A 17,217-nucleotide genomic window follows, 5' to 3' on the forward strand; every position below is an offset into this window, starting at 1 on the left:
TGTCGTGCGGAACACTGTAGCGGCCGCCTGCACAGGCGCCAAGCCGCTAGCGGGCCAACCGTGGCCGTCGGTACACCGTGCCCGCCGCGACCGCACCGACAAGGCCGCGCGGACACTCGAATCGGGACAAATACGTCATGCCCCGCCGCGTCAGATCCAGCGCTGGTCGACCAGTTCGCGCTTCACGTAGGCATAGAACACCGGCGCGGCGACCAGGCCCGGCAGGCCGAAGGCCGCCTCCATCACCAGCATGGCCAGCAGCAGCTCCCAGGCACGCGCCTGGATTTCGCCACCGACAATGCGCGCGTTGAGGAAGTACTCCAGCTTGTGGATCACGATCAGGTACAGCAGCGCCGCCACCGCCACGTAGAACGAGACCGACAGTGCGACGATGGTGATGATCGTGTTGGAGATGATGTTGCCCACCACCGGCAGCAGGCCGGCCAGGAAGGTGATCAGCACCAGGGTCTTGGACAGCGGCAGGTGCACGCCGAACAACGGCAGCACGCCCAGCAGGAAGATCGCGGTGAACACGGTGTTCAGCAGCGAGATCTTCACCTGCGCGAACACCACCTGGCGGAACGCGGTGGCCAGGCGGCTGGTGCGCCCGATCAGCTCCTGCGCCAGCGGACCCATCTTCGGCAGCGGCAGTTCGTCATACAGTGCGATCATCGCACCCAGCACCATGCCGATCAGCACGCGCACACCCACCTGGACCACCGAGGTACCGGCCACGCCCAGCTGGCGCTGATGCTCGGCGGCCCAGTCGTTCAGCGCCGCGCGCAGCGCCGGCATGTCCTCGGGGATGTAGGGTTGCAGCAGCGCCGGCACCTGGTGCCGCGAGGTGTTGAGGATCTCCATCAGGCGCGCCAGCAATGCGTCCGGGCCGCCGGTCTCGTTTCGGAAGAACGAGGCCACGCCGATCCCGGCCAGCACCAGCGCACTGATGATGATCGCCGACAGCACGATCACGGCGATCGCCCGTGCGCGTCCCGGCGGCAGCCTGCCTTCCACGGTGGAAGCCAGCAGGTGGGTCAGCTGGAACACCAGCAGGCCGGACAGAAGGGTGACCACCAGGCCCAGTTTCAGCGCCAGCCACATGCCCAGCAGCATCATCAGCCACGCCGCGATCCTTGGAATGGGGGGCTTGGGCTGGGCAACGAGAGCGTCTTGCATGGGAGCGCGTCCGGGCGGGGTGGCCCATGGTAGAGGATTGGCGTGCTGATTCCGCGTGCAGGATGAATGGGCATTTCATCCTCGTTCGGCGGCAGCCGTGCCGTACCCACGCGCGCTCACTCGCCGCAGCTGGCGGTGTTCTTGCCCTGGCGCTTGGCGTGGTACAGCGCGCGGTCGGCCAGTGCCAACCAGTCCTCGACACTGCCGCCACGCGGCGTGGCCGCAATGCCGATACTGACGCTGAATTCCACACCCGGCGTGGCCTGCCGCGCGGCCTCGAGCAGGTGCAGGCGCACCCGCTCGGCCACGTGCATCGCGTCAACAGGCGTGCAGTCGCGCAGCAGCACCACGAACTCATCGCCCCCCAGCCGCGCGGGCGTATCACCGGGCCGGGCAACGGCGCGCAATGTCGCCGCGATATGCCGCAGCACCTCGTCACCGGCGCGGTGGCCATGCGAGTCATTGATGCGCTTGAAGTCGTCCACATCGAGCATCAGCAGGCAGGCAAACCCGCCCTGGCCCTGTGCCCGGTCCAGCGCCTGCTGCGCACGCAGGATCAGGAAGCCACGGTTGGCCAGTTCGACCAGCGGGTCCATCCGGCTGAGACGCTGTAGCTGGCGGTTCTGCGATTTGACCCGGCGCGCCAGCTGCCAGCTGAGAATGCTCAGGCCGATGCCATACACGAACAGGAACGGGACACTCAGCACGATCGTGCGCTGCGAGGTGACCGGCTGGTAAGGGAAGCCGAGCGCCCACCAGGTGAGCGCGAAGCCCAGCATCAGGGCCAGCGTGGCGCGCATCGCCAGGCGAACGCCACCGGCAGCGATCTTGTCGGCCACCAGCAGTGCGGCGAACAGTGCACTGGGCACCGCGCTCAACGCCATGAAGGCGATCCAGCCACCACCGAAAAAGGAGTCGGCCACCATGCAGCGGAACTGGACGAGCGCGGGCTGGCCGGAGCGCTGGGTCAGCATCAATGCCAGCGCAGGCCACGCCAGGGCGTTGAGCAGCAGCAGGACCCACGCCAGCGGCCCATCGTGGCGCTCGAGGATGATCGAAGCGATGGGGATTGCCCCCAATCCATTGCCGACGAAACGCATCCAGCCGATGCGACGTGCCGCGCCAATGCCTTCGACCGCGCCTTCCGCCGAATCGGTGAAGAATGGCATTGCCCCCCCCCTTGCGCGATCGCACCTGCTGCCACGGCCCTTGCCGGGCTGCCTGCGATGAGTCTGACAGCTTTGCGTCAATTCGGGATCAAGGTCGCGGCACGACGCGCGGGCCGGCCGCCCTGCTCCGGCTGCCCTGCCTTGCCTGCGCTACCGCCCAGGCGCCGCTGTCGAACCGCGCAGCATGAAGCTGAACTCCAGCGTCTGCTGAAGCGGTACATCGACCTGTTCGATGATGGCGAGCAGCAGGTTGACCGCGCGCTCGCCGATTTCACGCATCGGCTGCCGGATGGTCGTCAGCGGCGGGGTGAGATAACGCGAAGAGGCAAGGTCGTCGAAGCCGACGATGGAGAGCGCTTCCGGAACGCGGATGCCCCGGTCGCGACAGGCCGCCAGTGCCCCCAGTGCCATCTGGTCGCTGAAGCAGAACACCGCGGTCGGCACGGGCGTGCCGTCCAGCAGCGCCATCACCGCCGCATGCCCGGACTCAACGGAAAAGTCCCCGGGCACGATGCTCAGCTGGCGCAGGCGACCCCGCGCCTTGCCGGCGGCCCGGACCCCTTCCAGCCGCTGCTGGTGCAGGGGGTTGTCAAGTGGCCCGCCGACCACGGCGATCCGTTCGTGCCCCAGGCCGTACAGGTGCTCCATCACCGCGCGTGCGGCGGCCGCGTTGTCGATATGGACGCTGGGGATGCCCAGTGCGGGGTCGAACTCGCATCCATTGACCACCGGCGCAGCTGCGCCGCGCTGCTCGACGATTTCGCGCGCGGTCGGTGGCAGGCGATGGCCCAGCACGATCATGCCGTCGGCCTCGTTGCGCCGGAGCATCTGTGCGTAGCGCTCCTCACGATCGGGTTGATGCTGGGTATCGCCCAGTAAAACCGCGTAGCCGACCGCCTGCGCGGCCTCCTCCGCACCCTGCAGGATCTGTGCGAAGAACGGATTGGCGATGTCCGGGACGGTGACCAGGATCTTGCCGCTGCGCTGGGTCTTGAGCGTGCGGGCCACCGTGTTGGGCACATAGCCCAATGCGGCGGCGGCCTGCTCGATGCGCGCGCGGGTGGCCGGCAGCACCTTGTCCGGCCGGGAAAGCGCCCGTGACACCGTGCCTGCGGAGACGCCGACGTGCCTGGCGATGTCGTAGATGGTGGCCATGGCGTTAGTTCTCCTGTCCGCTGTGCAGTGCACAACAGGTCCTGCGTGCGCCCCTGCTAGGATAATGCAATCGATTGCATCGAGGGCGAATCACGTTGAAGACGCTCAAGGGTCCAGCGCTGTTCCTGGCGCAGTTCATCGGCGACACAGCTCCTTTTGATCGGCTGGACACGCTGGCCGGGTGGGCCGCGGGTCTGGGCTATTCTGGCGTACAAGTTCCCACCTCCGCGCCCCACCTGTTCGATCTGGCCGAGGCGGCGCGCAGCCAGGCGTACTGCGACGATGTTGCCGGCATGCTGGCCGGGCACGGCCTGCAGATCACCGAACTGTCGACCCACCTGCAGGGGCAGCTGGTCGCGGTCCATCCCGCCTACGACAGCCTGTTCGACGGATTCGCACCCGTAGACGTGCGCGGCAACCCGCCCGCGCGCCAGGCCTGGGCCGTGGAGCAGCTGCGGCTCGCCGCGCAGGCGAGCCAGCGCCTGGGGCTGACCGCGCACGCCACGTTCTCCGGTGCGCTGGCCTGGCCCTACTTCTATCCGTGGCCGCAGCGCCCGCCGGGCCTGGTGGAAGAAGCCTTCGCCGAACTCGGCCGCCGCTGGCGCCCGATCCTGGATGTGTTCGACGCCTGCGGCGTGGACCTGTGCTTCGAACTTCACCCCGGCGAGGACCTGCATGACGGTGCGACCTTCGAGCGCTTCCTCGATGAGGTCGACCATCATCCCCGCGCGAAGATCCTGTACGACCCCAGCCACCTGCTGCTGCAGCAGATGGATTACCTCGGTTTCATCGACCGTTACCACGCCCGCATCGGCATCTTCCACGTCAAGGACGCGGAGTATCGCCCCAGCGCGCGCAGCGGCGTGTATGGCGGCTACCAGGACTGGATCGATCGTCCGGGCCGGTTCCGCTCACCCGGTGACGGCCAGATCGACTTCAAGGCGATCTTCTCGAAGTTCGCCCAGTACGACTTCCCCGGCTGGGCGGTGCTGGAGTGGGAGTGCTGCCTGAAACACCCGGAGGACGGCGCGCGCGAGGGTGCCGCCTTCATCCGCGATCACATCATCCATGTAACCGAACGCGCCTTCGACGACTTTGCCGGGAGCGGCACGGACGCTGGATCACTGCGCCGCATGCTGGGAATCTGAGCCAAGACCGCCCCGGGAGGGCAAGCCATGACGCACGCCATGTCGCGCCTGGGCGCGATGATGTTTCTGCAGTTCTTCATCTGGGGGGCGTGGTTCGTCACCCTGGGCACCTACCTGGTACAGGGCCCGCTGCAGGCCAGCGCAAGCCAGGTGGCAACGGCGTTCCTCAGCCAGTCCATCGGTGCCATCGTGGCGCCGTTCCTGGTCGGCCTGATCGCAGACCGCTATTTCGCGGCACAGCGCATCCTGGCGGTACTGCACCTGGCCGGCGCGGTGCTGATGTGGCTGGCGTCCACCGCCACCAGCTTCAGCGTGTTTTCCGCGTGCGTCATGGGCTACATGCTCCTGTTCATGCCGACGCTGGCACTGGCCAACAGCGTCGCCATGCGGCACATGCAATCGCCGGAGAAGCAGTTCCCGCTGGTACGCGTGGCCGGCAGCGTCGGCTGGATCGTCGCAGGGGTGCTGATCGGCTGGCTGGGCTGGGAACAGGCGCATCGGCTTGAACTGACCTTCCGCATGGCCGCATTGGCATCGCTGGTGCTGGGCCTTTATGCGTTCACCCTGCCGCACACGCCGCCACTGGCGCAGCAGCGCGATGCCGGGCTGGGACAGATCCTGGGGCTGGATTCACTGCGGTTGCTGAAGTCGCGCGCCTACCTGGTGTTCTTCCTGGCCTCCATCGCCATCTGCATCCCGCTGTCGTTCTACTACAACTTCACCAATCCGTATCTCAACGACCTGGGCGTGCAGGGCGCGGCCGGCCTGCAGTCGCTGGGCCAGGTGTCCGAAGTGCTGCTGATGCTGGCCATGCCGTTCCTGTTCGTGCGGCTGGGGGTGAAGACCATGCTGGCGATCGGCATGGCGGCCTGGGTCGTGCGCTACGCCCTGTTCGCCTTCGGCGATGCGGGCAGTGGCTTCTCCCTGCTTGTGATCGGCATCGTACTGCATGGCATCTGCTACGACTTCTTCTTCGTCACCGGCCAGATCTACACCGATGCCCACGCCGGCCCCGCCGCGCGCAGCAGCGCGCAGGGCTTCATCACCCTGGCCACCTATGGCGTGGGCATGCTGATCGGCACCTTCCTGTCCGGCGCGGTAGTGGAGCACTTCACCACTGCAGCGGGCCCGGACTGGCAGCAGATCTGGTTGTTCCCGGCCGGCGTCGCACTGGTGGTGCTGATCGCCTTCCTGCTGCTGTTCCGCGACCGCCCGGTAGCGGCGGCCGCGTCGTCCACACCCTGAGGAGACCGGCCGATGCCCCCGCTTGGAATCGCCATCGTTGGTACCGGCATGATCGGCGCGGTGCATCGCCGCGCGGCACTGCTGGCTGGCGCCGAGGTGCGCGGCGTGGCCGCCTCGTCGCCGCAGCGCGCGCGCGAGGTGGCGCACGCGTGGAATGTCCAGCGCGCCTATCCCGATATCGAGGACCTCGTCGCTGATCCCCAGGTACAGGTCGTGCACATCTGCACGCCCAACCACCTGCACCGCGCGATGGCGCAGGCCGCACTGGACGCCGGCAAGCACGTGATCTGCGAGAAACCGTTGGCGACGACGCTGGACGATGCGCAGGCGCTGGCGGCGCTGGCCGCCTCGACCGGATTGGTCGCCACCGTCCCCTTCGTCTACCGCTACCACCCGGTGGTCCGCGAGGCACGTGCACGCATCGCGCAGGGCGACCTGGGGCCACTGCACCTGATCCATGGCAGCTACCTGCAGGACTGGCTGCTGGACCCGGCCAGCAACAACTGGCGGGTTGACCCGGCACTGGGTGGCACATCGCGCGTGTTCGCTGACATCGGGTCGCACTGGTGCGACCTGGTTGAATGGGTCAGCGGTGAGTGCTTCGCCGAAGTGAACGCGGCGTTTGCCACAGTGATCGCCGAGCGCAGCGCAACCACCTCCCAGAGTTTCAGCACGCCGGCGACAGACGGCGCAAAGCAAGCGGTCGAGAGCGAGGACGTGGCCACAGCGATGTTCAGGACCGGCGCGGGCACGCTGGCGTCATTGACGGTCAGCCAGGTCTCGGCCGGACGCCACAACCGGCTCTGGTTCGAGATCGACGGCGCCAACGCCAGCGTGGCGTTCAACCAGGAGGATGCCGAGCGGCTGTGGATCGGCCTGCCCGAGCAGCGCGAGGAAATCTTCGTGCGCGGCCCGGGCGCCGGCAGTGCCGAACAACGCCGGTTGTCGCCGCTGCCAGCGGGGCACGCGCAGGGCTACGGGCAGTGCTTCGAAGCGTTCGTGGCCGACACTTATCGCGCCATTGAAGGCGAGCGGCCGCAGGGTCTTCCCACCTTCGAAGACGGCCTGCGCTCGGCGCGGATCGTCGATCGTGTCATTGCATCGGCCAGGTCACGCACCTGGACCACCATCGGTTGAATCCCGGGAGGATCTGTTGATGAACATCCCTGTCCGTAGAACTGCAACCCTCGTCCTGCTGCTGCTCGCAGTCCTGCCCGCCTTCGCAGGAAACACAGCCGGTGCGCAGAAGCCCATCGCCGTGCAGATGTACACGCTGCGCAACGCCGGCCCGCTTGACCAACAGCTGAAGATCGTCCACGACGCGGGCGTGCGTGCGGTGGAGACCGTCGGTACGCAGAATGCAAGCGCTGCGGAGCTGAAACAGTTGCTGGACCGTTACTCGATCAAAGCGGTTTCGTCGCACGTTCAGTTGGCCGAGCTGCGCGACAACCTGGATGCCGTGGTGGCCTTCAACCGCTCGATTGGCAACAGTACGCTGGTGGTGCCCTATCTGGACCAGAAGGACCGTCCGCGCGATGCCGCCGGCTGGACCGCATTGGGCCGGGAGCTGGGCCGGATTGCCAGGCAGGTGCGCGGCAAGGGGATGCAGCTGGCCTATCACAACCACGACTTCGAGCTGGTCGACTTCAATGGCAGGACCGGACTGGAGCTGCTGTTCGACGCCGCCGGCCCCGAGCTGCAGACCGAACTGGACTTGGCCTGGGTCGCGCGCGCGGGCCTGGACCCGGCCGTGATGCTTGGCAAGTTCCGCGGCCACATATTTGCGGTACACGCCAAGGACAATGCGCCCAAGGGCCAGGCCGAAGACGAAGGTGGATTCGCTGCGGTCGGCCAGGGCGTGCTGGACTGGGACGCGATCCTGCCGGCCGCCGCCACCGCTGGCGTGCAGTGGTACATCGTCGAACACGACCAGCCACGCGACCCGGCCAAGGTCATCCAGGCCGGCGCGGACTACCTGCGTGAACACCTGACCACCAACCTGCCCACCCGTGCCCACCGCTGACGCATCAAGGAGCCCCACATGAAAATGATCCTGGCAGTGGCCGTGGCCCTGGGCGGCATGAACGTTGCGACGGCAGCGTGGGCCAAGGACGACCCGGCCGCCGGTGCGAAACTCTACGCCCAGCACTGCACCGCCTGCCACGGTGCTGAACGCACCGGTGTACCGCCGACGTTCCCGGCGCTCACCGATGTCGGCAAGCGGCTGCAGCCCGCCCAGGTCAAGGACAGGATCAGGAAGGGCGGCGGTCTGATGCCCCCCTTCCCGCAGCTGTCACAGCAGGAGATCGATGACATCGCCAGCTACCTGGCGAAGTAGCGGGTGGGCGCTACAGCTCGCGCACCCAGATGTTGCGGTAGCTGACCTTGGAGTCATGTTCCTGCAGATACAGCGGCGCGCACCCATGCGGTGCGTACGAAGGCGCACCGATGTATTCGGTCCTGCCCGCCAGCACGGTGTCGTCCTGTACCAGCACGCCGTTGTGCAGCACGGTGATCCGTGCGGGCGACGTCAGGCCGCCGCCCGGCGAGAAGCGCGGGGCCTTCCAGAGGATGTCGTAGACCTGCCACTGGCCCGGTGCGCGCGAGGCGTTCACCCGTGGCATGGCCTGCTTGTAGATCGAACCCGCCTGGCCATTGGCGTAGGTCGGGTTGTGGTAGCTGTCGAGTACCTGCAACTCATACAGTCCCTGCAGGAAGATCCCGCTGTTGCCCCGGTTCTGGCCGTCGAAGCCCTTCGTTTCGGTGGGCGTACGCCATTCGACATGCAGCTGGACATCGCAGAAGGGTTGCCGGGTACGGATGCCCTTGCTGCCCGGAACAACCGTCATGGCGCCTCCGGCAACCTTCCAGGGCACGCGGCCACCCTGCTCCGATTCCCACGCGGAGAGATCCTTGCCATCGAACAGCACGATCGCATCGGACGGTGCCTTGCCGGGTGGCGTTGCCACGGTCGCGGGCACAGGGGTCCACACTTCCGTCTTCTTCGGGTCACGCACAGCGTCGGCACTGTCCTGTGCGAACGCAGATGCAGCGGCCAGCAGGCCGGCGGTGATCAACGCAGGGCGGATCATCAGGTTGGTGTCCATCAGCTGGTCCCCCAGGCAGGTGTGCCGGGGACATAGGCGAGGTCACCGTCGTAGCGCCCCGGCACGGCGACGTACTGCAGCACCCCGGTCGCACCGACCTTGGAGGTGAAGAAGCCGAAGATGGCCAGCTGCTTGATCATCGTGAAGTAATGCGGCATGGCTTCGCCCTCTTCGGGCGTTCCGGTCTCGGTCACGTCTGCATTGCGCGCCTTGGCTTCGGCATCCAGTGTACGCAGCAATCCGGTACGCGCCTCCGGCGTGAGCGACACGAAGCGGCCACCGGCGCGCTTGTCGATGTCCGACAGCCCGGCGCGGAACACCGCCTGCTGCCTGGCGGTGTAGCAGTCGCTGACGAACGTCGCCATGAACGCACCGGCGCCCGCGTCCTTCGCCCCGGGTGTCCGGGTCCGCGGCAGGATGGTCTCGGCGATCTCGTCCAGCGTGCTGATTTCGGCATCGGAGAACGCGGCCATCGCCCCGGCCGCTGGCGCTTTGCCCTGCACCAGCACAGGCAGGCCGACCATGGCCGCACCGGTGGCGGCGACGATCATCTTCAGCAGTTCGCGGCGATCCATCACAGGTTCCCCGCTTTCAGTTCGCGTACCGCGTGGTCGGCCGCGCGCGCGGTCAGCGCCATGTAGGTCAGCGACGGATTCACGCAGGCGCTGGAGGTCATGCAGGCACCGTCGGTGACGTACACATTGGGGGCATCCCAGACCTGGTTGTGCGCGTTCAATACCGAGCTCTTCCGGTCCCGTCCCATACGCGCAGTCCCCATCTCATGGATGCCCTTGCCCGGGGCGTAGTCGTTGTCGTGCATCTTCACGTCCTTGACCCCGGCCGCCTCCAGCATCTCGGCGGCATCGGCGGCCATGTCCTTGCGCATCGCCAGTTCGTTGGCGCGCATGGACACGTCCATCGCCAGCACCGGCAGCCCCCACTTGTCCTTGCGCTCGCGGTCCAGGCGGATCGTGTTGTCGTGGTGCGGCAGCATCTCACCGAACCCGGTCATGCCGATGCGCCAGTCACCGGGCACGGTCAGCGCTTCCTTCAGGTCGGCACCGATGTTCAGCTCGGCGATCTCGCGCGACCAGCCGGTGCGGCTGGCACCGCCTTGGTAGCCGAATCCGCGCAGGTAGCCACGCTTGTCGGCGGCGACATTGCGGAACCGCGGAATGTAGAAGCCGCAGGGACGGCGGCCGAAGTAGTACTTGTCTTCGTAGCCCTCGACCCGGCCCGAGGCGCCTGCACCGAAATGATGGTCCATCACGTTGTGCCCCAGCTCGCCCGACGAAGAACCCAGCCCCCCCTCCCAGACATCGGTGGCCGAGTTCATCAGCAGCCAGGTCGAGTTGAAGGACGATGCGTTGAGGAAGATGACCTTGGCCGTGTACTGATAGGTCTGCCCGGTCTCGGCGTCGATGACCTCCACGCCACGCGCGCGCTTGCGATCCTTGTCGTAGAGCACTTCCTTGACGATCGAGAACGGGCGCAGGGTCAGGTTGCCGGTTTTCATCGCCGCTGGCAGCGTCGCCGCCTGGGTCGAGAAGTAGGCACCGAAGGGACAGCCCAGAATGCACTTGTTGCGATACTGGCAGTTCACGCGCCCCTGCTCGGGCATCGGCTGGGTGATGTTGGCCGTGCGCGAGTGGATCATGTGCCGCGTGCCGCCAAAGGCCTTCTTGATCCGCGCGGCCACGTCCTTCTCGACGATGTTCAACGGGATCGGCGGCAGGAACTCACCATCCGGCAGCACGTCCAGTCCCTCGCGCGTGCCGGCGATGCCGGCGAACTTTTCCACATGGTCGTACCACGGCGCGATGTCGGCATAGCGGATCGGCCAATCGGTGGCGATGCCCTCCTTGAGGTTCGCCTCGAAATCCAGGTCGGAGAAGCGGTAGCTCTGACGGCCCCACAACAGCGAACGGCCACCGACGTGGTAGCCGCGGAACCAGTCGAAGCGCTTGGTCTCGATGTAGGGCGAGTCCTGCTCGTTGGCCCACATTCCTTCCAGGTTCTCGGCGAGGCCGTAGTCGCGCATCAGCACCGGAAAAGCGGCCTTCATCGCCTGCGTCGGACGGTTGCGATGCGGGAAGTCCCACGCTTCCTTCATCGCATTGACGTAGTCCTTGACGTGCTCGATGTTGCGTCCTCGTTCCAGCATCAGGACCTTCAGGCCCTTCTCGGTCAGCTCTTTTGCCGCCCAACCGCCACTGATTCCCGAGCCAACAACGATGGCGTCGTAGTGATTATCTGCCATGGGTCTCTCACCTGGGTGGATATCGTTTCAGACGTCGCAGAGGCGGATCGCCTCGCGTAATGAAGCAACGGCATCGGGCGCGGCAGGCATGAACTCCTGCGCCAGATACCCCTTGAAACCGGTGTCGCGGATCGCGCGGCAGATGGCCGGATAGTTGAGCTCCTGCTGGTCTCCGATCTCGTTCCGGCCGGGCACGCCTGCGGTGTGGTAGTGCTTGAAACAGGCATGGTGTTTTCCGATGGTGGCGATGATGTCGCCCTCCATGATCTGCATGTGGTAGATGTCGTAGAGCAGGCCGAAATTGTCCGAGCCGAGCCGCTGGCACAGCTCCACGCCCCATGCGGAGTGGTCGCACAGGTAGTCGCGATGGTCGACCCTGGAGTTCAGCAGTTCCATCACCAGCACGACGCCGCGCTTCTCGGCATGCCCGAGGACGCGCTTGAGGCCGGCCTCGGCATTGGCCATGCCGTCCTGCGGGTCCATACCGTTGCGGTTGCCGGAGAAGCAGATGAGGTTGCGGTAACCGGCATCGGCGACCAGGTCGATGTGCCGCGTGTAGCGCGCCACCAGTTCATCGTGGAACTCACGGCCGGCAAAGCCCTTGGTCAGGCCCAGCTCCGCGCCGTTGCACATCGAGCTGTAGACGCCGTGGGCCTTCAGCGTGGGCCAGTCTTCGGGACCGACCAGGTCGATCGCGGCGAAACCGATGTCCTTCACCGTCGCGCAGAGCTGGGCAACCGACAGCTGCGGGAAGGTCCAACGGGCGACGGCCTGCTTCAGGTTTCCTTTGAGGGGGGCATCGGCGGCGAATGCAGGGAGCACACCTGCAGCCCCCAGGCCAATGCCGCCGGCAACCGCAAGGCGTAGCGCGTCGCGTCGCGTGATGCCCATCGCCGGGGCCGGTCTGATCGAATGGATGGACATCCACCTGCCGGCCTCCCAACCGACATCGAACACTGAGGATTCACTGCAATGCAATCGATTGCACCATAGGGGAGGAATTTGTGTGTTTGCAAGTCGCAGTGCACGAAAATCAATGCTGCGAGGCACAATGCCAACGACATCGCGCAGAAAGAAAAGCCCCGCATTGGCGGGGCTTTCTTTTCTAACCAGATCAGTCGCCTGAGATGAAATCTACTGGCTTTTTTCTCAAGCGAGCGAGCAAAGTCAGTAGAACTTCGATGCCCCGAGCCAAGGCATTGGCCCTATTCTCAGAGGCATTGAATGATCACCGGGCGTTCGTAGCCTCACGAACCATATCAGCCAGTTCCTGGATGTCTTCGTTCTGCATCCGGGTGCACCCCACCGCCAGGGCCCAGCCCTGCCTCGGAGCCGGCGGATTGCAGAACTGTATAGCTCGCGACGTCGAGCGACATTAGTCAACCAAGCCAAGGCTTCGCGAATCACGTACGCATCAGCTTTTTCCGACGACCGACTCAGAAGCCGTCACATTCACCGCCTGCATTGGCTAGCCGGACAGCTTCACGCAGGGATCGCTGGATGTCCGCCACTGAGCTGCAAATATTCTCGGGCGCCACGTCGAACGTTGCAGCGCCGGCCCGACGTTTGAAAGCAGCAAGTTCGGACATGCATTGCCCTGCCAGCTTTTTGGCATCCAGCTTCGACGCGGCCTGAACCGTTGAATTGCCATGCGCGGCGAGGTAGCACTTGTAGTCCTCGGAAAGCGCTCCATCCATACGAAATCGCGACAGCTCAACCAAGCGCCGAGGAGCGGCAGCACTCCTGCTGCCCCCTATCAAGGCGAGACCAAGCTCAGCACCGTCTGCTCCTACACAAGCATATGGCGTCTGAGAGCACAGTGACTTGCTCTCGGAACTTTTGTGCACCACCAGCGAGGCAAGAATAGAGTGTTCAGCCATCTCAATGTCCGCCGCGAGTCTCTCTGCAAGCGGCCGCGCGGACACGGAAGACCCAAGCAGAACGCAAAGGATGAGGCACGAAATTTGCGCAGTGGTATTCATCGGCTCACCAGAAACGTGGGGGAAGACGGACCAAAAGGCGTTTGCACAGCTGTGTGACCTTATCAGGGATCTGCCAAATGTATTGGTTCCTTGAGCGGGCTCCAAGGCTCGGCCATTGGGCTTGCTTTGGTGAAGAACAGCGCAATTGGGCATAGTCCCGCGGTGACCGTGTCCGCAGGATCTGCGACAGTCCCGCGCCAGTTCGCCAGGCTTATGGCCGTCCTTCGCACGCCGTCATCAAGACCCGCCGAGACCCTGCACAGATCCATAGTCGAAACGGGCCGATGCTGATGATTGCCTCCCCGGCCAGCGATGGACTCGAGCAGACTTCTTCCCGTACTGCTCTGCGTTCTCAAATCTGATTAGCTCAGATGTTTCGTCCCTCATCCATCAACATCTCGCCGTAGGTAGAAGGCTGGGTCACGACCGGATGCTGCCAAACGAAAAAAGCCCCCATTCATAAAGATGGGGACCTCTATCAACACTAAAAGTGTCCAGTAGGAATCAGAACGGTTGTGACTACCAAGCGTGTAAACAAATCCTCGCTGGTCAGGCAAGACAGGCGTTCTGTTCGATTGAGCCTGTTCGAACGTAAACATCTGCACTCGTCAGGTGCACCCGTCAGTCAAGAGCATCGACACGGACCGGCAGGCGCGCGCCCCAAGGACATCTCCGCCTTCAAGCCATTCCTTTACTTCATCCAGGCCCAAGAACTTCGCCATCCTCATCATCCAAACCAAGGCAACGCCTGCCTTGGGACGAATCAAGAATAATGTACTCGCGCAAAAGCTTGAGAAATTCATCGAAGACAACGCTGCCAGCCACGCACGGCTGGGAGAGCAACCTCATCAAGGCGTAGAGCTCGTGACGTCGAGCGAAAGTAATCGATCAAGCCAAGGCTTCGCGATTAGCGAACGCGTCAGCTATTCGTCTTCGTCACCTGCAGCCTCAACGATATCGTTGATGAACTGAAGGGCCCTGCGATGCTCTTCGAGGACTGTGTCATGGGCGGGTATACCAGGACAAGCAATCTTGGAGAAGGCATGAATGACCTCCTTAGCTTCCTCATATCGTTCCAGCCGAAGCAGGCAGTCCACGAGTCCAGACGCGACCAACACATCGCGAGGACGAAGCTTCTCAAGCGCACGAAGCGCCCAGAGGGACAACTCCGCATCATCGCTCCGAAAACCAATCCCAACAAGAAACAACCACGCGACCTCACTAGCGGGATCGCGCCTTACAAGATCCAAAAGGTGGTGACGCGCGCCATTGTCGTCACCCGCCTCAAGCATCATGGTAATTTCATTAATATCCATCAAGGTCGCTCTGCTTCATTAACTTCTGACACCGATAGGGAACGCACCCAAGCATGCAGCGTGCCAAGCTCCCACCCCAGACGCCCGGCTGATCGAAATCAACCTTAGCGCGCGTGCAGGTAGTCTTACAGCCCTGAATATGGCTTTGGCAGTCAGCAATGAAGTCATCGTCATCCCCGTCGGCACACGCAGATCTGATCAATGCAACAGCCATCCGCGACGCTGGGCTATTCGGATTCAGAATGCCGTTCGGACCTGCCCCCAACATCTCACCCACCTTAACGGCATTTCTGAGGCTATCGCTGTTGATCTTTGGACCAAAATCCCAGTTGCCGTTCGGATTGCTGAGGTCGCCCCCATTGTGCGCCCCAACGGCACCCGGGGCGCCCATGACCACGGGGGGGCGGGGGCAGCAAAGGAATTGCCTGCATCCCATCGGGGTCAATCGAGGTAAGCGGGTTGCCCTTCACGTAGCCGTAGGTGCTGATTCCCCCCTGCAATCCGAGCGGGTCTGACGTCACGAAGCGGCCACTGGCGGGATCGTAGTCACGCTGAACATTGTAGTGAAGACCGCTCTCAGCGTCGTATCGCTGCCCAGGGAAGCGCATCGCGAACTCAAACAGCGTGCCGTCCTGGTCCGGATCCTCGTTTGGTGCCGTCGCACCGAACGCTTCCTGGCCATCCACAGATTGCCCAGTGCAAACAGCATCATCAGGCGATCGGTGTTCTTCTGCAGGCCCCGGTAGCGCACTTTGGCGTAGCCAAACTGCTGTTTGATCACTCGAAACGGATGTTCCACTTCCGTCCGCACGCTGGCTTCGATCTTCTCGGCCTCATCCAGCAGCTGGTGCTGTGTCTGCTTGAGGTCCAGTGCCTTGCGCTTGCCTGGGCGCATGGCCGCGTGCTATTTCGCCTTGCTGCCCTGCAGTTCCTGGCGCTTGTCCACGCCTTGGTAGCCCGCATCGCCCCACGCATGCTTTTCCTTACCGTGCAGCAAGCCCACTGCCTGCGTCACGTCGTTGACGTTGGCCGCCGTGCCAATGACGGTATGCACCAGGCCTGTGTCGGCATCCACGCCAATGTGCGCCTTCATGCCGAAGTACCACTGATTGCCCTTCTTGGTCTGGTGCATTTGCGGATCGCACTGCCCATCCTTGTTCTTGGTCGAGCTGGGCGCGGCAATGAGGGTGGCATCGACAATGGTGCCGGTCTTGAGCATCAAGCCTTGCTGAGCCAGGCCGGTGTTGATTGCAGCCAGTATCTGCGGGGCCAGCTGGTGTTTTTCCAGCAGATGGCGAAAACGCAAGATGGTGGTTTCATCAGGCATGCGTGCTGCGCCATCAAGGCCGGCAAAGCGCCGATACAGCGGCCGCTCGTGCAGTTCTTCCCCCATCGCAGGATCACTCAGGTTCCACCACAGTTGCAGGCAGTGAATGCGCAACATGGGCTCAATGGGAAACGGCGGGCGCCCGCCCAAGACTCAGTGCGCACCGCGAGCGAACGGGGCAATGAGGGCCACCAGTGCTGCCCAGGGCACAACCCGGTTCATTTCGTCGAGAAAGACTTGCTTGCGGGTCTTCTTGGGCAGTGGGTCCAAGCTCAGGGTGATTTGATCCATAGAGCAATTGTCATGGATGCTTGACGTTAATTACAGATCTGCCAGGGGAGGTTTTGCAGACTTTCCCTAAGCGACCCAGGCAAGTTCTACCCGTAGATCTGCAACTGTTGCCTGGGCCTTACCGAATTCTGAAGGAGGGCTTGGGCGCCCCTGCGAGCGTTCGCATCGGATTCCATTTGGAATTACCCTAAAGCCCTCACCGCTCGGATCAAACAGATGACCATTGATGTCAGCGGCCTGTCGGCCAAAGAACTCAAAGCCCTCATCACTCAGGCAGAAAAACAGCAAACCAAAGTGCTGACTCGGCCCAAAGCCGCAGCCATGCGAGCTAAGATCAACAAATAAGTCAAGGATCATGCTTACACGATAGAGGAGTTGTATGCCCTCCCCTCAGCAGCGACGGCAGACAAGCCAAAGAATGCAAAAGGTCGGAAAATCACCCAAAGCCGTAAGTTGGGCAAGGTGGCTCCGAAGTATCGCAATCCGGCGAATCCTGAAGAGACCTGGACTGGGCGCGGAAGGCAGCCTAAGTGGATGGCCCTGCTGGTTGCTAAGGGAGCATCGCCTCAAGATTTCCTGATTAGTTAATCCTGCCACCAACCAAGGCGGCCGGCTACTGCATTGCATGCAGCCGGCCGATGAATGACGCAGGACCAGCTGTCAGGGTGAGCCTGAGCTCCTGTCTATAGCCTCAAGTCTATCGTTGATGAACTGAAGTGCTCTGCGATGTTCTTGCAGCACGGTATCGTGAGCAGGAATTCCAGGAACGGCTGCATCCGAAAAGGCGCGAATGACCTCCTTCGCCTCGCCATAGCGCTCCAGCTGAATCAAACAGTCCACCAACCCAGAAACAACGAACGCATCACGCGGTCGGGTTTTTTCAAGCTGGCGCAACGCTTGCAGCGATAGATTCGCGTCATTTGTTCGAAAACCGAGGCCGACCAACAATAGCCAAGCGCGCTCGGAAGAGGGATCACGCTCAACGATCTCCAACAGTTGCTTACGAGCACCATCCAAGTCGCCCGACTCCAGCAGCAACTT

At 63.7% G+C, this 17,217-nt stretch carries 16 protein-coding genes and 2 pseudogenes; 6 read left to right on the plus strand and 12 right to left on the minus strand.

Annotated features, from left to right (window positions below):
• Window positions 1-150: 150 nt before the first annotated feature.
• The 3 genes from ACM0PY_RS03275 to ACM0PY_RS03285 all read right to left on the minus strand — a co-directional run bounded on the left by ACM0PY_RS03275 (window position 151) and on the right by ACM0PY_RS03285 (window position 3,500).
• Window positions 151-1,176, minus strand: coding sequence for an AI-2E family transporter (locus ACM0PY_RS03275; RefSeq protein ID WP_072168658.1), 1,026 nt, complete (start codon window positions 1,174-1,176; stop codon window positions 151-153).
• 116 nt (window positions 1,177-1,292) lie between these two features.
• A complete protein-coding gene (locus ACM0PY_RS03280; protein ID WP_134972164.1) occupies window positions 1,293-2,345 on the minus strand; it encodes a sensor domain-containing diguanylate cyclase in 1,053 nt (350 codons plus the stop codon).
• Window positions 2,346-2,495: 150 nt separating this feature from the next.
• Window positions 2,496-3,500 (minus strand): LacI family DNA-binding transcriptional regulator, encoded by a 1,005-nt coding sequence (locus ACM0PY_RS03285; protein WP_134972165.1) that lies wholly within the window; start codon window positions 3,498-3,500, stop codon window positions 2,496-2,498.
• A 95-nt stretch (window positions 3,501-3,595) separates the two neighbouring features.
• Here ACM0PY_RS03285 and ACM0PY_RS03290 point away from each other — a divergent pair, with 95 nt between their 5' ends.
• From ACM0PY_RS03290 to ACM0PY_RS03310, 5 genes are read left to right on the plus strand one after another with little or no spacing between them, the layout of a single operon-like run.
• Complete coding sequence (locus ACM0PY_RS03290) at window positions 3,596-4,648, plus strand: sugar phosphate isomerase/epimerase family protein (RefSeq protein ID WP_180884933.1); 1,053 nt, start codon at window positions 3,596-3,598, stop codon at window positions 4,646-4,648.
• Between the two features lie 27 nt (window positions 4,649-4,675).
• On the plus strand, window positions 4,676-5,893 hold the full coding sequence (locus ACM0PY_RS03295) for a nucleoside permease (protein WP_134972167.1): 1,218 nt from the start codon (window positions 4,676-4,678) through the stop codon (window positions 5,891-5,893).
• Between the two features lie 12 nt (window positions 5,894-5,905).
• Complete coding sequence (locus ACM0PY_RS03300) at window positions 5,906-7,030, plus strand: Gfo/Idh/MocA family protein (RefSeq protein WP_180884936.1); 1,125 nt, start codon at window positions 5,906-5,908, stop codon at window positions 7,028-7,030.
• A gap of 19 nt (window positions 7,031-7,049) precedes the next feature.
• Window positions 7,050-7,916 (plus strand): sugar phosphate isomerase/epimerase family protein, encoded by an 867-nt coding sequence (locus ACM0PY_RS03305; protein ID WP_053497601.1) that lies wholly within the window; start codon window positions 7,050-7,052, stop codon window positions 7,914-7,916.
• An 18-nt stretch (window positions 7,917-7,934) separates the two neighbouring features.
• Window positions 7,935-8,231: a c-type cytochrome gene (locus ACM0PY_RS03310; RefSeq protein ID WP_005415640.1), complete on the plus strand. Its 297-nt coding sequence runs from the start codon at window positions 7,935-7,937 to the stop codon at window positions 8,229-8,231.
• Window positions 8,232-8,241: 10 nt separating this feature from the next.
• Here the strand turns inward: ACM0PY_RS03310 and ACM0PY_RS03315 are convergent, their stop codons facing one another.
• From ACM0PY_RS03315 to ACM0PY_RS03350, 8 genes and pseudogenes are all read right to left on the minus strand, one after another.
• The gene (locus ACM0PY_RS03315; RefSeq protein ID WP_072168651.1) at window positions 8,242-9,000 is read right to left on the minus strand and encodes a 3-keto-disaccharide hydrolase; all 759 of its coding nucleotides are present in this window, start codon (window positions 8,998-9,000) and stop codon (window positions 8,242-8,244) included.
• Entirely contained in the window at window positions 9,000-9,575 is a 576-nt protein-coding gene (locus ACM0PY_RS03320) for a gluconate 2-dehydrogenase subunit 3 family protein (protein WP_134972168.1), read from the minus strand. The genes ACM0PY_RS03315 and ACM0PY_RS03320 overlap by 1 nt, the downstream gene beginning before the upstream one ends.
• A complete protein-coding gene (locus ACM0PY_RS03325) occupies window positions 9,575-11,260 on the minus strand; it encodes a GMC oxidoreductase (protein WP_134972169.1) in 1,686 nt (561 codons plus the stop codon). The genes ACM0PY_RS03320 and ACM0PY_RS03325 overlap by 1 nt, the downstream gene beginning before the upstream one ends.
• Before the next feature lie 27 nt (window positions 11,261-11,287).
• Complete coding sequence (locus tag ACM0PY_RS03330; RefSeq protein WP_180884956.1) at window positions 11,288-12,184, minus strand: hydroxypyruvate isomerase family protein; 897 nt, start codon at window positions 12,182-12,184, stop codon at window positions 11,288-11,290.
• A gap of 512 nt (window positions 12,185-12,696) precedes the next feature.
• Window positions 12,697-13,242: an Imm57 family immunity protein gene (locus ACM0PY_RS03335; RefSeq protein ID WP_180884938.1), complete on the minus strand. Its 546-nt coding sequence runs from the start codon at window positions 13,240-13,242 to the stop codon at window positions 12,697-12,699.
• A 923-nt stretch (window positions 13,243-14,165) separates the two neighbouring features.
• On the minus strand, window positions 14,166-14,558 hold the full coding sequence (locus ACM0PY_RS03340) for a tetratricopeptide repeat protein (RefSeq protein WP_134972171.1): 393 nt from the start codon (window positions 14,556-14,558) through the stop codon (window positions 14,166-14,168).
• A gap of 296 nt (window positions 14,559-14,854) precedes the next feature.
• Complete coding sequence (locus tag ACM0PY_RS03345; protein ID WP_180884940.1) at window positions 14,855-15,244, minus strand: RHS repeat-associated core domain-containing protein; 390 nt, start codon at window positions 15,242-15,244, stop codon at window positions 14,855-14,857.
• Window positions 15,229-16,176 (minus strand): annotated as a pseudogene (locus ACM0PY_RS03350) (IS5 family transposase); the annotation flags it as partial. The gene ACM0PY_RS03345 and the pseudogene ACM0PY_RS03350, both read right to left, overlap by 16 nt.
• Before the next feature lie 216 nt (window positions 16,177-16,392).
• Between ACM0PY_RS03350 and ACM0PY_RS03355 the strand changes: the two are divergent.
• Window positions 16,393-16,764 (plus strand): annotated as a pseudogene (locus ACM0PY_RS03355) (H-NS histone family protein).
• 72 nt (window positions 16,765-16,836) lie between these two features.
• On the opposite strand, the gene ACM0PY_RS03360 reads toward ACM0PY_RS03355, so the two are convergent.
• A complete protein-coding gene (locus tag ACM0PY_RS03360) occupies window positions 16,837-17,214 on the minus strand; it encodes a tetratricopeptide repeat protein (protein ID WP_180895445.1) in 378 nt (125 codons plus the stop codon).
• Between the last annotated feature and the right edge of the window lie 3 nt (window positions 17,215-17,217).

It is taken from the genome of Stenotrophomonas sp. BR163 (assembly GCF_047520985.2).
In the GTDB taxonomy this organism is placed as follows: Bacteria; Pseudomonadota; Gammaproteobacteria; order Xanthomonadales; family Xanthomonadaceae; genus Stenotrophomonas; species Stenotrophomonas sepilia.

Coding starts and splice junctions, on each gene's coding strand:
- ACM0PY_RS03275 (WP_072168658.1), bottom strand. CDS start 1,176: ATGCAAGACGCTCTCGTTGCCCAGCCCAAGCCCCCCATTCCAAGGATC.
- ACM0PY_RS03280 (WP_134972164.1), bottom strand. CDS start 2,345: ATGCCATTCTTCACCGATTCGGCGGAAGGCGCGGTCGAAGGCATTGGC.
- ACM0PY_RS03285 (WP_134972165.1), bottom strand. CDS start 3,500: ATGGCCACCATCTACGACATCGCCAGGCACGTCGGCGTCTCCGCAGGC.
- ACM0PY_RS03295 (WP_134972167.1), top strand. CDS start 4,676: ATGACGCACGCCATGTCGCGCCTGGGCGCGATGATGTTTCTGCAGTTC.
- ACM0PY_RS03300 (WP_180884936.1), top strand. CDS start 5,906: ATGCCCCCGCTTGGAATCGCCATCGTTGGTACCGGCATGATCGGCGCG.
- ACM0PY_RS03305 (WP_053497601.1), top strand. CDS start 7,050: ATGAACATCCCTGTCCGTAGAACTGCAACCCTCGTCCTGCTGCTGCTC.
- ACM0PY_RS03310 (WP_005415640.1), top strand. CDS start 7,935: ATGAAAATGATCCTGGCAGTGGCCGTGGCCCTGGGCGGCATGAACGTT.
- ACM0PY_RS03315 (WP_072168651.1), bottom strand. CDS start 9,000: ATGGACACCAACCTGATGATCCGCCCTGCGTTGATCACCGCCGGCCTG.
- ACM0PY_RS03320 (WP_134972168.1), bottom strand. CDS start 9,575: ATGGATCGCCGCGAACTGCTGAAGATGATCGTCGCCGCCACCGGTGCG.
- ACM0PY_RS03325 (WP_134972169.1), bottom strand. CDS start 11,260: ATGGCAGATAATCACTACGACGCCATCGTTGTTGGCTCGGGAATCAGT.
- ACM0PY_RS03330 (WP_180884956.1), bottom strand. CDS start 12,184: ATGTCCATCCATTCGATCAGACCGGCCCCGGCGATGGGCATCACGCGA.
- ACM0PY_RS03335 (WP_180884938.1), bottom strand. CDS start 13,242: ATGAATACCACTGCGCAAATTTCGTGCCTCATCCTTTGCGTTCTGCTT.
- ACM0PY_RS03340 (WP_134972171.1), bottom strand. CDS start 14,558: ATGGATATTAATGAAATTACCATGATGCTTGAGGCGGGTGACGACAAT.